Here is a 14,807-nt window from a genome sequence, read left to right as displayed (position 1 = left end):
TTCTTATCACCTTATGAGGTATGGCACTTATTCTTAGCATAGAAACCTCTACGCATGTCTGCTCGGTTGCCCTCCATGAGGATGCACAATTGATTGGGGTTTACGAATTATTTACGGAAAAATCGCATGCCAGTGCCATTACTTTACTGATTGACCAACTCCTGCATAATGCCGGTTTTCAACTGGCAGATATATCCGCTGTTGCAGTTTCTAAAGGGCCAGGGTCGTATACAGGTTTGCGCATTGGTGTGGCAACAGCCAAAGGTTTGTGCTATGCATTGGATAAGCCGTTGATTTCTGTGTCTACCCTACAAGCAATGGCTTATGGCGTAAGCAAGCAATATCCTATAAAAGATTTTTTATTTTGTCCGATGCTAGATGCCCGCCGCATGGAGGTTTATTGTGAGGTGTTTACAAGTGAACTGGAATCTGTCTTGCCTGTAGATGCCCGAATCATTCAAGAACATTCTTTTGATGAACTTCTGGCAAGCAACCGGGTGGTTTTTTTTGGAAATGGAGCAGCCAAGTGCAAGCCTTTGTTAAGCCACCAACCAACTGCTTTGTTTGCAGATGATGTATATCCATCGGCTAAGTATACAGGGGTTTTGGCACATCAGCATTACCTGAAGAATATGTTTGAAAATATTGCCTATTTTGAACCTTTTTACCTCAAAGAATTCTTTTATAAGAAAGCATAACCTCTGTGTAAAATCTTTATGGAAGAACAAGACATACTCATAAACAAAGTAGCTAACAGTGGCTTGTTAACGCTAGACCTGGAAGATTTCTACCATCCTGGCCAAAGGGTAGTATATGATATTACAGACAATCTATTCCAGGGATTAATTTTGAAGGAAAAGGATTTCAGAGAGTTTCTAAAAACACATGACTGGACTCAGTATACAGATAAAAATGTAGCTATTATTTGCTCGGCGGATGCTATTGTACCTACCTGGGCGTATATGCTGCTGGCAACTTACCTGGAACCTTATGCTAATTTTTTTGTATTTGGTAGCTTAGAAACGCTGGAAGAAGCTCTTTTTTCGCATGCCTTAGCTAAACTAGATCTAACCTCTTTTAAAGATGCGAGGGTGGTCGTAAAAGGCTGTGGAAATTTGCCGGTCCCAACGTATGCCTATGTAGAAATTACCAGACTTTTAAAACCCCATGCAAAAAGCCTGATGTATGGCGAACCTTGCAGCACAGTACCTATCTATAAGCGAAAATAAAACCTGTTAAGCTATGTAAGGTGACTTTTTTCCTATCTGTGCTTTGTGTTCTGCACTTATAAGGTCATTTTTTCGATTAGCAGGATGAGTATATGGATGATCTTGATGTGCACTTCTTGGATACGGTCGGCATATCCTTGATGTGGCACCCGGATTTCTCTGTCAGCCAGGGCAGCCAGTTTACCACCATCTTTTCCGGTAAGGCATACGGTAACCATTCCCTTTTCTCTTGCTTTTTCCACAGCCCGGATGACATTGGCAGAATTTCCACTGGTACTGATACCTAACAACACATCGCCAGGCTGCCCAAGGCCTTCTACAAAACGGCTGAAAATATGGTCAAATCCATAATCGTTTCCCGTGCAGGTAATATGGCTTACATCAGAAATGGCAATGGCAGGCAAAGAGCGGCGGTGATCCCTGTACCTGCCGGAGAGTTCTTCAGCAAAATGCATGGCATCGCAATGAGATCCTCCGTTTCCACAGGATATTATCTTATGGCCATTTTTAATTGCCTCAGCCATAAGGCTGGCTACCTGTTCAATCTGTACTAAATTATTTTCGTCAGACAAAAACCGCTGCAATAGCAGAGCTGCTTCAGAGAGTTCTTCAGTAATTAATTGCGAATAATTCATGCACAAATATAAGCAAGCAGGCGGGCTTTACTAGTATCTAATTATCTTTACAACAGGGGCCTTGGACGGTTTTCCTTTGTTTTGTCAACAATAATGGTTTCATCAACATCAGTGGCGGGCCTTCTGGTATCTGTATTTCTGATAACGGTTCTGTCTTTGTCAAAGTCGCGGTCTCTGGTTTTCATCATATCGTCGTACATGCGGGCTTTCAATTCTGTATTTTCTTTGGCAAGCTGTGCATACGATTTATTTTTGCTAGAAAGGTGAATATTTTCCAGTACACTTTCAAACATAAGTAACACATATCCGATTAATGCCCAGAACATCCATAGCGTATTACTTGTCTCCAGATCAAAAGTGGCTATGATGCTATCATTGTACAACACACCTAAAATGGTAAGAATTAACATTAATGTATAAATGACATACATTATCTTTTTAAAAGAAGTCATATCGGTAGGGTATAATTAGTTTATAGTACTAACGCTTTTTTTAACAATTCGTTTTCTGCTTCTTTTAACCCCCATTAAAATTCATACATCCGTTGTGGAATATTCCACCGGAGTGCTACAGACGTAAATAAGGTATTCTGCTTTACAGGCAATGCTGTGTTTACCCGTCTGGCAATTTGCTTTACGTCTAAAAACAAATTGTGCTTGAACTGATAACTGGCTGTAAGATCGGCGTACGTAAGATACGAGGTTACTCCCTGCCCAATCTCATTCCCATATTCCTGCACCCGTGTCTGGTAAGGTAGCCGTACATTCCCACCCCAGTTAGTGCCAGGAGAATCTGCGCCATATTCCGCATAAATCAGTTTACCAGTTAGTTGCAGGCGGTTGATAGGCTGGTAACGCAGAATACCGATAAACTCATAAAAATTAGCTCCCAGCGGATGGGCCAGTGGCTGATTGTAATGGGCATAACTGGTATAAGGTGTTTCGTGGGAATAGGTATATGGCCTCGCAATATTGGCTTCTGCCTGTAAATCCAGGTTGGGAATATTGGCTACATCAATGTATTTTAATCCGATTTGTCCGGCTTGTTTGTTTGCCCACCAGCCATTGCCATCTCTGATCTCCCCTAATAAAAACTCATCGAGCATCAGCTGGCCATATACGGAGAAATGCCGCAGGAAATTCCATTTAAAGTCCATGCCGAGTAATGCATTATCTTCGCTGCCAATCTGTTGTTCTATGGATCGGTAAAAAATAAGAGGATTTAGGTAATTCAGGTCAAAGCCATTGCGCTGCGTAGAGTCGCCCCGGCCAAACATAACCGCTTCAAATATACCTATATTCAGGTTTTTGGTGAGGTTTACACTTAAGTGGTGGAAGGCAAAATATTTTTTTGGAAACACGGCATCTGCAAAGGTGGGGATATCCGCATTCATCTGGGCAAAGATATTCTGGTAGTTAATTTTCCAGACGCGTGTATTGAGCTTTAAAAACAAATGACTGTTCGAGTAATCGGATAAGATCATGGAACGGTAACCATTGCCAATAAAATTGCGGTCGTGCCCAAACTGTACTTGTATGGGTTTTACGATGTTGAACGTAATATACCCTCTGGCCGTAAGAAAATCTACACCGTTCTGTTTGAAAGGTTTAAAGTATCCTTCATTAGGCACTGCATTATAAAATCCGATCCGCTCACGTACATATTCGGGAAATACAGCCTGGTTTTCTGCCAGAAAAGTATAAAAGCCAATTTTTTTGGAGATCATTCCCCGCAGTTCTACCCCTCTGGTATTGATATAGGGTGTGACATCTTCACCGGATGCTACGCCTGCGCCCAGGTACAATACCGGGTTAACGTGCACTTCAAAATCATCGCTCCGGTACTGATACAAGTCTGACTTTTTCTGGTAAAAAATACCAAAGATGGGTTTGCGGTTGTCGTTAGAAGCACTATCAGTCCACTCCCAGTTGTCGTTTCGAAGATAATCAATATTAAACCGGTCGCGCGAAGTCAAATAATTATGATTGGCGGCTACACTGTCAGCCAGTTGGGCTATTCCTTTGCGTTCAAAAGGCCGGATATGGCTATGGAACCCCTCCGCAAAGCGGCCGTATTTTATTTCGTATCTTTCCAGCAGGTGGTAATAATCCCGGTTTAAGGGAGCATATACACTTTGTGCGTAAGATTGAGTAAGTGAAAAAATAAGGGAAGCAGATAGCAGAAAAGTATAAAACAAACACGTTGTTAGGCGCATAGCTTAGTTGGCTTGAAATAAAACTGGCGGCAAGTTAAACAAAATGTGGAAATGTGCAGAAATAAAGCAGAAATGTCTGCTGGCAGGGAGTTTATCCTTTTCAGCAGACATTTATAATTTCCAGATTTTTATTGTATTCACATTAACTATTCTGCTCTTGTAAAATGGGAGCCAGCACTTTCCATACATTTGCGGCCACAAGCTGATGCCCTTCGGCCGTTGGATGAATACCATCTGGTAGATTTAACCTGGCAATTCCACCCACACCTTCTAACAGAAAGGGAATTAAGGGCAAGTTATTTTTCTCAGCCAACTCAGGATAAATTGTCCTGAATTTACTGGTATAGTCGGGTCCCATATTGGGCGGAATTTGCATACCAGCCAAAATTATTTTAACATCCGGATTTTTTGCCCGTACCGTATCAATAATGGCTTGCAGGTTATTTCTGGTAGATTCCAGTTCTACGCCGCGTAGGCCATCGTTTCCGCCAAGCTCCAGCACAAACACATCTACTTTCTGCCTCAGTACCCAGCCAATCCGGCTCTTACCGCCAGCCGTAGTTTCTCCGCTTAAGCCTGAGTTAATTACTGTATAATTCCAGCCGGCAGAATCTATTTTCTGCTGAATTATTGCCGGGAAAGCTTGTGAGGGCTCCAGACCATATCCAGCCGTAAGGCTGTTACCAAAGAAAAGAATAGTTTTGGGTTCAGCCTTGGAAGCCGTTTTTGTAGAAACAGTATCTTTTGTTTGCTGGGTGGTAGCAGTGGTTTGCTCCTCAGAGTTGGTTGACTGACAAGCCGTACACAGGCATCCCAATAAACTATAGAAATAAAGTGTTTTAACGAGCTTAATCATATGTAAACTTATAAAAATAATACCAGTGATTAATGGCTTTCTACTAGGATAACCAGTATATTACTAAAATTATTCTGTGTTCAAGTAAAAAAATCCAATATTATTTCATCTAATACGTATGTATAACAAACAGAGGCCCTATGAGTTATACCCATAGGTATGGATGCATGTTTCCTTTCATCCGGCAACTTGTCCATTTATCACATAGCGGGATCAAAAGCGGCATTTTGTTGTTACTAATTGCATACAATCATTTACTATAGCAGCCTTATATCTTCAATGTCAAGCATATTACGCGTTCAAAATCTGACAAAATCTTATCAAAGTGGCAACCGTACATTAACCGTATTGGATAACGTATCATTTGATGTACAAGCAGGCGATACTTTTTCCATCGTTGGCCCATCTGGTAGCGGAAAAACAACTTTACTTGGCTTATGTGCCGGTTTGGACAGGTCTAGCTCCGGCAGTGTGTTTCTAAATGGCGTACAGCTCGATAAACTGAGCGAAGATGAAAGAGCCAGAGTACGGAATCAATATGTAGGATTTATTTTTCAGAACTTTCAGCTAATGCCTACCCTTACTGCCCTGGAAAATGTAATGGTGCCCATGGAATTGCGTGGGGAAAAAGGGGTAGCCAAACGGGCGCTGGAGTTATTAGACCGCGTGGGACTAGCTTCCAGGCAACACCATTATCCAACGCAACTTTCTGGCGGCGAACAACAGCGGGTGTCCCTGGCCAGGGCTTTTTCTAACAAACCCAGAATTTTGTTTGCCGATGAGCCCACCGGCAACCTGGACACCGAAACCAGTGATAAGGTAGAAAAACTAATATTTGAACTGAACCGGGAACAAGGTACTACCCTTATTTTAGTAACACACGATTTAGATTTAGCTGCCAAAACCGGCCGTATCATCCGTATCAAAGGAGGGAGTGTGGTTTCCGATACCCTCACCGAAGCTGTCCGTCAGCAGATTTAATTTTATTTAGTTGTAACACCTATGTCTTCCTCCTCCTCTCCTTTTAATCCCTGGCTATGGCAAATGGCCTGGCGCGACAGCCGCAAAAGCCGGCAACGTCTGCTCCTGTTTATGTCTTCCATTATGCTGGGTATAGCCGCCTTGGTAGCCATTAACTCATTTGCCATCAACCTTGAAAAAAGTATAGATGACCAGGCGAAAGAACTATTAGGAGCCGACCTGGCCTTAAGCACAAATAAGCCTGTTTCTCCGGAAGCACAGCAATTGATAGACTCTATAGGTCAGGAAAGGTCAGAAGAGCGGGGGTTTGCATCCATGGTATTTTTTCCGAAAAACAGCGGAACCCGGCTTATTCAGGTAAAAGCTTTACAAGGAAACTTTCCCTATTTTGGAGAAGTAGAAACCATTCCTGCCGATGCTTTTAGCACCTTTAAGCAAGGCGGCAAAAAAGCCTTGGTAGACGATGTGCTGATGACCCAGTTCAACATTGAACCCGGCGATTCAGTAAAAATTGGCGAAACTACTTTCTATATTATAGGCAGAATTTTAAAAATGCCCGGTCAGTCAGCAGTTTCAACGACTGTAGCGCCAACGGTATATATTCCCCTCAATTATCTAGATGGTACTGGCTTGGTACAACGGGGCAGCCGGATCAACTATAAGTTTTATTACCAGCTGCCTGGCACCGATGTTGAAAAGCTTGCAGAAACGTTGGAACCCAGATTAGATAAAGAAGGTATCAACTCAGATACAGTAGAAGAACGAAAAGAGGAAATAGGCCGCACATTTGCTAACATGACCCGTTTTTTGAATTTAGTAGGCTTTATTGCCCTGTTGTTGGGTTGTGTAGGGGTGGCTAGTGCCATTCATTTATATGTGAAAGAAAAACTGGCTTCTGTAGCTGTATTGCGTTGCCTGGGCGCCGGGGGCTGGCAAACCTTTTATATATTTCTTATTCAAACTTTTCTGATGGGCTTTACTGGTGCGCTGATGGGGGCTTTGTTGGGGTCGGCTATTCAATTTGTGCTGCCTGAAATATTGGGAGAATTCCTTCCGGTAGATGTAGCGGTTACCATTGCCTGGGCAGCCATTGGGCAGGGTGTAGGAATTGGCTTAACGATGGCCGTATTATTTGCTTTGCTGCCTTTATTATCTATCCGGCGTATCTCTCCCTTGCGTACCCTGCGGGCTTCTTTTGAGGAAGATACTTCGGCGAAAGATCCGGCCAGGTGGTTAATTTATGGGCTTATTATTTTGTTTGTTGGAGGGTTTGCTTATTTGCAGATCAGAGACTGGCGGCAGGCTTTAGGATTTACCGTGGGTATTTGTGTGGCTTTTCTCTTACTAACCGGCATGGGCATATTAATTATGTATCTGGTACGCCGCTTTTTCCCGGTTTCCTGGAGTTATGTCTGGCGGCAAAGCCTGGCCAATTTATACCGCCCGCAAAACCAAACCCTGATTCTGATTATTGCCATTGGCCTGGGTACATTTCTGATTTCTACTTTATATGTATCCCAAAACCTGCTGTTAGACCAGGTAACACTTTCAGGCAGCGGTAACCAGCCAAATATGGTGCTTTTCGATATTCAAACCAATCAGAAAGAAGCAGTAGTGAAACTGGCTAAAGATTCAGGCATTCCTATTTTACAGGAAGCTCCTATTGTTACTATGCGCCTTTCTCAAATTAATGGACGTACGGTAGAAGCTATTCAAAAAGATACCTCTGCCAAAATTCCTGACTGGGCACTCACCCGGGAATACCGGGTTACCTACCGCGATAAGCTGATTACGTCTGAAAAATTGCAGCAGGGCCAGTTGCGCAAACTTAATTCACCTTCCGACAGCATTTTCGTTTCTGTAGAAGACCGGTATCTGGAGCGGATGAAGTTGAAAATAGGCGATGAACTCGTCTTTAACGTACAAGGTTCTCCTATTAAAACCTATGTTGGCAGCACCCGGGAAATAGACTGGAACCGGGTACAAACCAATTTTCTTATTGTGTTTCCAAATGGAGTATTGGAAGAAGCGCCTCAGTTTCATGTGCTGGTTACCAAAGTAAAGTCATCCGACCAGTCGGCTAAGTTTCAGCGGGAATTAGTACAGGCCTATCCCAATGTATCGGCTATTGACCTGGGTTTGATTCTGCGCACTATTGATGAAATCTTGAATAAGGTATCATTTGTTATCCAGTTTATGGCTTTATTTAGCATTATCACCGGATTAATCGTATTGAGCAGTTCTGTCATTATCAGCAAATATCAGCGGATACAAGAAAGTGTGCTGCTCCGGACACTAGGCGCCAATAGCAAGCAAATCATCCAAATTTCCATTATCGAATATCTTTTTCTGGGAGCTTTGGCTACGTTATCGGGCATTTTATTATCACTTATTAGCAGCTGGTTATTAGCCCTATTTGTGTTTGAAGTACCTTTCCAGCCAGTACTTACTCCACTGATGGTTGTACTAGTTGTAGTAACTGGATTAACTGTACTGATTGGCATGCTTAATAGCCGTGGCGTATTAAACCGACCACCACTGGAGATTCTTCGGACGGAAGTATAGGGAACCTCTACACTTCAAACTTTAACCCATCGTAGGCGATTCGGATAAAGGCTGGTAATTCTTTTTCTACCTCGGCATGTAAGCCCAGTTTATGGCTAATATGGGTAAGAAAAGCCTTATCTGGCTTCAATTCCTTGAGAAGTTCTACGGCCTGCGAAAGGTTAAAATGGGAAATATGCGATTCTTTCTGGAGGGCATTGAGTACAATTACTTTAGAACCTCTTATTTTTTCCAGTTCTTCCGGGGCAATATAGTTGGCATCAGTAATATAGGTAAAGTCGCCAATACGGAAACCGAATACAGGCAAACGGTAGTGCATTACTTCCACTGGAATTACGTTGATTCCTTCCACCAGAAAAGGGGTATTTTCAATAATATTCACCTCAACTCTGGGAATGCCTGGATATTTAAAATCAGAAAATATATAAAAAAACTCCCGCTTAATCTGCTCTATTACCGAAGCCCTGCCGAAAATGGGCATATCTTTTTTCTGCCTGAAATTATAAGAACGGATATCATCCATGCCAGCGGTGTGATCCTTATGCTCATGCGTGAAGAGTAAAGCATCCAGGGTTTTTATCCGTTCGCGGAGTACCTGCTGCCGGAAATCCGGGCCAGAGTCTATAATAAAGCTCTTATCATTAATTTGCAGATGCACCGATACGCGCAGACGTTTGTCGCGGAAATCAACTGAATGGCATACTTCACATTCGCAAGCGATTACCGGAATTCCCTGTGAAGTGCCTGTACCCAGAAAAGTTACAACCATACGTTTGTTAGCGGAGTAACCCTGCAAAAGCTTCCCAAAAGGGTAAAGAATTTGTCAGGAATGGGAAACCATATTATGCCTGTTTTACCGGCACTGACGTGGTTAATTCGTCCAATAATTTTTTATTTTTTTCACTAAACCTGGAGGTATCCATCCGGATAGTACGGAGAATATCCAGTAAGCAGTTAATCTTCCCCTCTGTTGTAAAATACTTATTGATGATCACAATTTTGGTATCTTTCAGAACACAGTATCCTGATTTAAAGTTGCCTTTTTCGTACCGCAACATATAATCAGATTCTGCGAAAATATCTTCCAGCTTATGCAGAAACTGGGCTGTATACTTTATTTGCATCAGAAATAAAAATAGGTAAAAGAATGACAGGTTATCTGACAAAAGGCATGGGTATGAAACTGCCTTTAATCAGCTAATCACTCATTTACCAGAATAAATAGTTATTAAGCCGTCAATTCTTTTACGACGCTTACCAGTTTATCAAAATCCAGAGGCTTCTGAAGATAATCCGTGATGCCGGCTTTTTTGAAATCTTCCATGGAATAATTTTTGGCGTTGCCAGTGATGGCTACAATGGGGATACCAGCCTTTTTGGCATCAGGCAGGGCACGTACCTGACGGGCACATTCCATGCCGTCCATTACTGGCATATTAATATCCATGAGAATTATATCGATGTCTTCTTTTTGTAACGTTTGTAATACCTGCTCACCGTTTTTTACAGCAACAATATCAAAATTCTGGAACTGTAAAATCTTCTTAGTCAGGTTTTGAATGACAGAACTATCTTCAGCGATAAGTACTTTTTTTGCGGCGTTCATACGTTAGGTTATTAATGCTTTCTTATATTCAGTTTGAAACTCTTTAAAAAATAGCTGCAGATTTTGCAGATCGGCTGCCAGCTGATCCGTAATTTTATTTTTCAAGCGGCTTTCAGCATCTCTTGATAAATTGGCAATCCGGTCGGCTCCAATGGTACCTGCACTGCCTTTGAGTGTGTGCAAATTACTTAAAATTTTATTGTAGTCGTTATTTTTTAAATAATTATTAGATTCTTCCAGCAACTGTGCCGTCTCTGTATCAAAATCTTCAAATACGCTTGCCAACAGTTCTATGCCTCCGAATTTTTTTAGCTGTTCCATCACTTCCTGGTTCAAAATTGGCGCGCCATCTGCTACTACCTCTGCTTCCTTGACTTTCGCTTGTTTACCTTTCTTTGCAGAAGTTTTTTTCTGTGGTACAAACCATTCCTTTACTTTAGCAATCAGCGTATTAGCCCGGATAGGTTTAGGTATATAATCGTCCATACCCTGGCTCAGAAAACGGTCCCGGTCTTCACGCATTGAATAAGCCGTCATGGCTACAATGGGTGGAAGTTTGTCGATGGCTAGTTGTTTTATTTTCTGGGTTGCCTCAATCCCATCCATATCCGGCATTTGTATATCCATAAAAATGAGGTCATACATACGTTTGTCCGGATCGTTATAGGTAGCCTGTACCAGATCTATGGCTTCCTGCCCATTGCTGGCTACTTCAAGTATACAGCCGGATTTAATCAGAATTTCACTGGCTACCCGCTGATTTACAATATTATCATCGGTTAACAGAATAAATGGAGAGGAGTTGCCAAAGTGGTCGCCAGCTTTAAAATCATTGGTGGTAGAAGGTAAATTCTGTGGAGCGGTCTGCGTTTCTTTGGCTTCAAAAGTAAACCAGAAAGTACTGCCTTTTTGCGGGGCAGATTCCACACCTATTTCACCATTCATCATGCGGCTTAGCTCTTTGGCGATGGATAGTCCAAGGCCTGTACCAGCATACGACTTAGAAGAAGAATTATCTATCTGGCTGAAGTTATTGAACAGCAAAAACAAATTCTCTTGCGCTATTCCAATACCGGTATCTGTTACTTTTACCTTAAACTTTTTCAGTTTACCCTTACTTTGTATCAGCGAAACATTAATAGTGATTTTACCATTTTCTGTGAATTTAATGGCATTGGATGTCAGGTTGGAAAGTATTTGCAGTAACCTGGTTTCATCGGCTACAATAAACTTCGGAATTTCAGGCTCTATCTGATAGCTAAGCTCATTCTTTTTGGAATTTGCCTGCTGGGCAAACAAGGCATACAATTTTTCAATGGTTACTTCCAGCGACATGGGTGCTTTATGTAATTCCATTTTGCCAGCCTCAATTTTCGACAGATCCAGTATGTCGTTAAGAATATACAGCAGCGTCTCCGATGATTTTTTTACTGTCTGCACATATTCCAGCTGTGTGGGTTGTAGGTCTGTGTCGCTTAGCAAGTCAATCATGCCAATAATACCATTCATTGGCGTACGGATTTCGTGGCTCATATTAGCCAGGAACAACTCTTTAATTTTCAGTGATTTTTCTGCAATCTCCTTAGCCTTTAGCAGTTCTTCTGCTGATTTCTTCAGTTCGGTAATGTCCCGGGCAACGCCTTCTATCTCTACCGGATTACCTTGTTTATCATACACCAGGCGCATGTTGAGAATGAATTGCAGAATGGAGCCGCTTTTGGTCTGGAAACTAGCTTCCAGGTTTTTGGCACTGCCATAGCGCAATAGTTCCCGGAGCACATTCCGGCTTCTGGCTATATCATTGAAAAAATTAGATATCTTTTTATTAATGATCTCAAAAGGGCGGTATCCGCTAACTTCATAGGCCGATGGGCTGATCATAAGAATACGGCCGGTCAGATCGGAGCGGTAATAAATATCCTGGAACGATTCGAATATATCGCGGAATTTTTCTTCGCTTTCCATCAGGGCAATTTCTGCCTGCTTTTTATGCGTAATATCATGGGCAATACCGGAAACCTCCTCGATGCTGCCGTCCTGCATAAAAATAGGATTGAGGTAAATTTCCCGCCATACACTTTTGCCATCCCGGTCGTTCATCTGCGCCTCAAAGTACTGCGGACTCCCCCGGAAAGCGGCTTCGTATTTTCTTTCCCACAATAAGTATTGTTCGTCATTAAACAGGAATGAACGTACTTTTTCAGTGGCATTTCCCTGAATAAGTTTTACCCCATACTGGCTTTCAATTGCATCGGCATAATTCTGATTGAATGAAGTCAGATACATTTTGCGGTTGATGGACCACATCAGGTGAGTGCCACTTTCAAAAATAGCATTTAAGCGGGCCGTTTGCTTTTGCAGCTTTTCTTCGTTCTGCTTCCGTTCAATGGCCAACGCAATTTGGCCGGATATAAAGTCGAGTAATTCCAGATCGCGGATGCTATAGGTAGTACGGCTTCTGTAGCATTTTACAGCAATAATTCCGGTAATGCGGTTTTCTACTTTTAAGGGTACGCCCAGCCATACTTTGGGTATGGCCCCAAATATTTCCAGGTTATGGTCTTTGGCCAGTTGCCGGATCTGCTCCTCATAGAGGAACAAGGGCTCGTTGTAGAACATGGCATACTCAGTTAAGCCTTTGCCCACTTTCCGCTGCGTCAGGCGTATTTCTCCATGCTGATCTTCGTCTACATAATAGGGGAAGTTGAGTGAATTTTTTTCTTTATTATACAGGGTGATATAAAAATTCCTTACCTCAATTACTTTGCCTAGTTCCTTATGAATATTCTGATAGAGATTATCCAGATTATGGCTTTTGGTGGTTAAGCTGGCAATACTGTAATACAAGTTTTGTGCTTTTTCAGCCCGTATTTTATCGGTAGTGTCGTATAGTATACAACGGAAAGCCGTAGGCCTGCCATTCTCATAGCGGCAACTCACACTACCTGCCAGGTAAATGCTGTTTCCTTCGCGGCTTACAAATACCGTCTGGAACTTGAATAACTTCTCTCCTTTTACAATACGGCGGAACATTCGTAAGGTAGACTTTCCATAATCCGGGTGCACAATGTCCTTGAGGTTCATGTTCTCAATTTCACTGTCTTTGTAGCCCATTTTGTCTTTCCAGGCTTTGTTCACAAACAAAATATCTCCCCGCATAGAAATAATCTGGATCAGGTCATTGGCATTGTCAAATAAGTCTTGCAGTTGCGCCTGGTTACGGGCAAGGCTTTCAGTAACTTTTTTCCGGTCGGTTACATCTTCACCAATGCGGGTAATGCCTTGTATTTCGCCGCCCTGGCTATTGAGCATGACGGAACTGAACTGGATGAAGCGAACTTTGCCATCTCTGGTAAGTAAACTGCGCTCCATGTTTTCAAAAAAGCCCCCATTCCGCAAAGCTCTGGTGAACTCTTCGCGGCGGGCTTCCCGTTCATAGGCAGGCACAAAAAAATCAAAAAAGTTTTTGCCAATTACTTCCTCCCGTTTGTAGCCGGTGGCATTAAGCAGATAATTATTAATAAAAGAAAGGGTACCATCTTTTTCTACGCGTAAGCCGGCAAAATTTACATCTTCCAGGGCTTTCATAAAGGTTTCATCTGCACTCCGGATGGCATCTTCCCGTTGCTTCTCTTCTTCGGCCATCTTCCTCTCACTTATGTCGAGCGCCGAAGAGATAAATCCTTTAAATTTTCCTTCAGTATCAAAATGTGGCACGCCATTATCCAGAATCCACCGGTACTGCCCATCTTTCCGCTTGAGCCGGTAGCTGATTTCGTAGCTTTTTTTCTTTTTGAAGGCATATTGCAGCGCTTCGCTTACCTGAGCTTTATCGTCGCCATGCACACACCCAAGCCAGCCTTTATCATTTTCTTTCTTCAGCGAACGGCCGGTAAACTGCAACCATTGTTTATTGAAATAATAAAATTGATGGTTTTCATTGGTCATCCGCAATAATACCGGGGCATTATCGGCCAGGGTGCGGAATCTGGCTTCACTTTCCTGAATGATCTTTTGTGCCTGCTTTTTTTCCGTAATATCTTTTCCATAGCTGATAATTACTTCTTCCCCCAGATACCGGCCTATTTTAAACACAATTTCACGGGCCAGAAACTTGCCTGAAGGAGTCACGCCTTCCCACTCCATTCTGGTATCTTTTCCTTGCCAGGTATAGTCAAAAATTTGCTGGAGTTTGTCTACATCTGCCGGATAGTTATATTTCTTGCAAAAGTCAACAGCATACATCCCCAGCAGGTCTTTTTTGGTACACTGGTATTCTTGTAAGGCACTCTGATTCACATCCAGAATGATTCCATCTTTGCTGAATATAAAAATAGCATCGCTGCTGGAATTAAATATTCCCCGGTAATTCAGGTCAAAGTCATAAATATCTATGTCTGATGTATGGCCGGTTCCCAGTCCGGTATAGGAACCTTCCAGAACACTATTAGTAGCCACTTCTTCAGGCGCAGATACAAAATCCATCCGCTGAACTACCGATTTACGCAACCGGAGGATCTCTTCTATTAACTGGGCTTTGGTTTTATTTTGTAACGTTTCCATATATTATTCACTTACAAACTTGCAGGTTTTTTAATGCTTTGTAAAACCTATTTTAGTCTATTGTTGCCTAGGTAACTAAACTATTGGTATAAATTATTCAATTGAACTTGCAACAATAAACTGGACAAATAGTTAAGCTGCGTTTTTATAACTGTTT

Annotated in this window: 12 protein-coding genes; 4 read left to right on the top strand and 8 right to left on the bottom strand. The window is 42.2% G+C overall.

Features of this window, described 5'->3' with window-relative positions; all coding sequences use genetic code 11:
- Positions 1-20: 20 nt before the first annotated feature.
- Together tsaB and Q0590_RS29270 are read left to right on the top strand one after the other, a co-directional pair.
- Complete coding sequence (gene tsaB, locus Q0590_RS29275) at positions 21-698, top strand: tRNA (adenosine(37)-N6)-threonylcarbamoyltransferase complex dimerization subunit type 1 TsaB (RefSeq protein WP_302041204.1); 678 nt, start codon at positions 21-23, stop codon at positions 696-698.
- An 18-nt stretch (positions 699-716) separates the two neighbouring features.
- Positions 717-1,229: a DUF2480 family protein gene (locus Q0590_RS29270; protein WP_302041203.1), complete on the top strand. Its 513-nt coding sequence runs from the start codon at positions 717-719 to the stop codon at positions 1,227-1,229.
- 56 nt (positions 1,230-1,285) lie between these two features.
- On the opposite strand, the gene lpcA is transcribed toward Q0590_RS29270, so the two are convergent.
- The 4 genes from lpcA to Q0590_RS29250 all read right to left on the bottom strand — a co-directional run bounded on the left by lpcA (position 1,286) and on the right by Q0590_RS29250 (position 4,935).
- Positions 1,286-1,864, bottom strand: coding sequence for a D-sedoheptulose 7-phosphate isomerase (gene lpcA, locus Q0590_RS29265; RefSeq protein WP_302041202.1), 579 nt, complete (start codon positions 1,862-1,864; stop codon positions 1,286-1,288).
- Positions 1,865-1,911: 47 nt separating this feature from the next.
- Positions 1,912-2,316 (bottom strand): hypothetical protein, encoded by a 405-nt coding sequence (locus tag Q0590_RS29260; protein ID WP_302041201.1) that lies wholly within the window; start codon positions 2,314-2,316, stop codon positions 1,912-1,914.
- A 74-nt stretch (positions 2,317-2,390) separates the two neighbouring features.
- The gene (locus Q0590_RS29255; protein WP_302041200.1) at positions 2,391-4,079 is read right to left on the bottom strand and encodes a capsule assembly Wzi family protein; all 1,689 of its coding nucleotides are present in this window, start codon (positions 4,077-4,079) and stop codon (positions 2,391-2,393) included.
- Between the two features lie 142 nt (positions 4,080-4,221).
- Entirely contained in the window at positions 4,222-4,935 is a 714-nt protein-coding gene (locus tag Q0590_RS29250; RefSeq protein ID WP_302041199.1) for an arylesterase, read from the bottom strand.
- Positions 4,936-5,214: 279 nt separating this feature from the next.
- Here Q0590_RS29250 and Q0590_RS29245 point away from each other — a divergent pair, with 279 nt between their 5' ends.
- Positions 5,215-5,916 (top strand): ABC transporter ATP-binding protein, encoded by a 702-nt coding sequence (locus Q0590_RS29245; RefSeq protein WP_302041198.1) that lies wholly within the window; start codon positions 5,215-5,217, stop codon positions 5,914-5,916.
- A 21-nt stretch (positions 5,917-5,937) separates the two neighbouring features.
- Positions 5,938-8,481, top strand: coding sequence for an ABC transporter permease (locus Q0590_RS29240; protein ID WP_302041197.1), 2,544 nt, complete (start codon positions 5,938-5,940; stop codon positions 8,479-8,481).
- 7 nt (positions 8,482-8,488) lie between these two features.
- Here Q0590_RS29240 and Q0590_RS29235 read toward each other — a convergent pair whose 3' ends face one another.
- The 4 genes from Q0590_RS29235 to Q0590_RS29220 form a co-directional block, all read right to left on the bottom strand.
- Positions 8,489-9,250, bottom strand: coding sequence for an MBL fold metallo-hydrolase (locus Q0590_RS29235; protein WP_302041196.1), 762 nt, complete (start codon positions 9,248-9,250; stop codon positions 8,489-8,491).
- Positions 9,251-9,323: 73 nt separating this feature from the next.
- Positions 9,324-9,605, bottom strand: coding sequence for a hypothetical protein (locus Q0590_RS29230; protein WP_302041195.1), 282 nt, complete (start codon positions 9,603-9,605; stop codon positions 9,324-9,326).
- Between the two features lie 104 nt (positions 9,606-9,709).
- Complete coding sequence (locus tag Q0590_RS29225) at positions 9,710-10,087, bottom strand: response regulator (RefSeq protein ID WP_302041194.1); 378 nt, start codon at positions 10,085-10,087, stop codon at positions 9,710-9,712.
- Between the two features lie 3 nt (positions 10,088-10,090).
- Positions 10,091-14,650, bottom strand: a complete 4,560-nt coding sequence (locus tag Q0590_RS29220; RefSeq protein WP_302041193.1) for a PAS domain S-box protein — start codon at positions 14,648-14,650, stop codon at positions 10,091-10,093.
- Positions 14,651-14,807: the final 157 nt, after the last annotated feature.

This window comes from Rhodocytophaga aerolata (genome assembly GCF_030503435.1).
GTDB lineage: Bacteria > Bacteroidota > Bacteroidia > Cytophagales > 172606-1 > Rhodocytophaga > Rhodocytophaga aerolata.
This window is presented reverse-complemented; position numbering and strand designations above follow the sequence as displayed.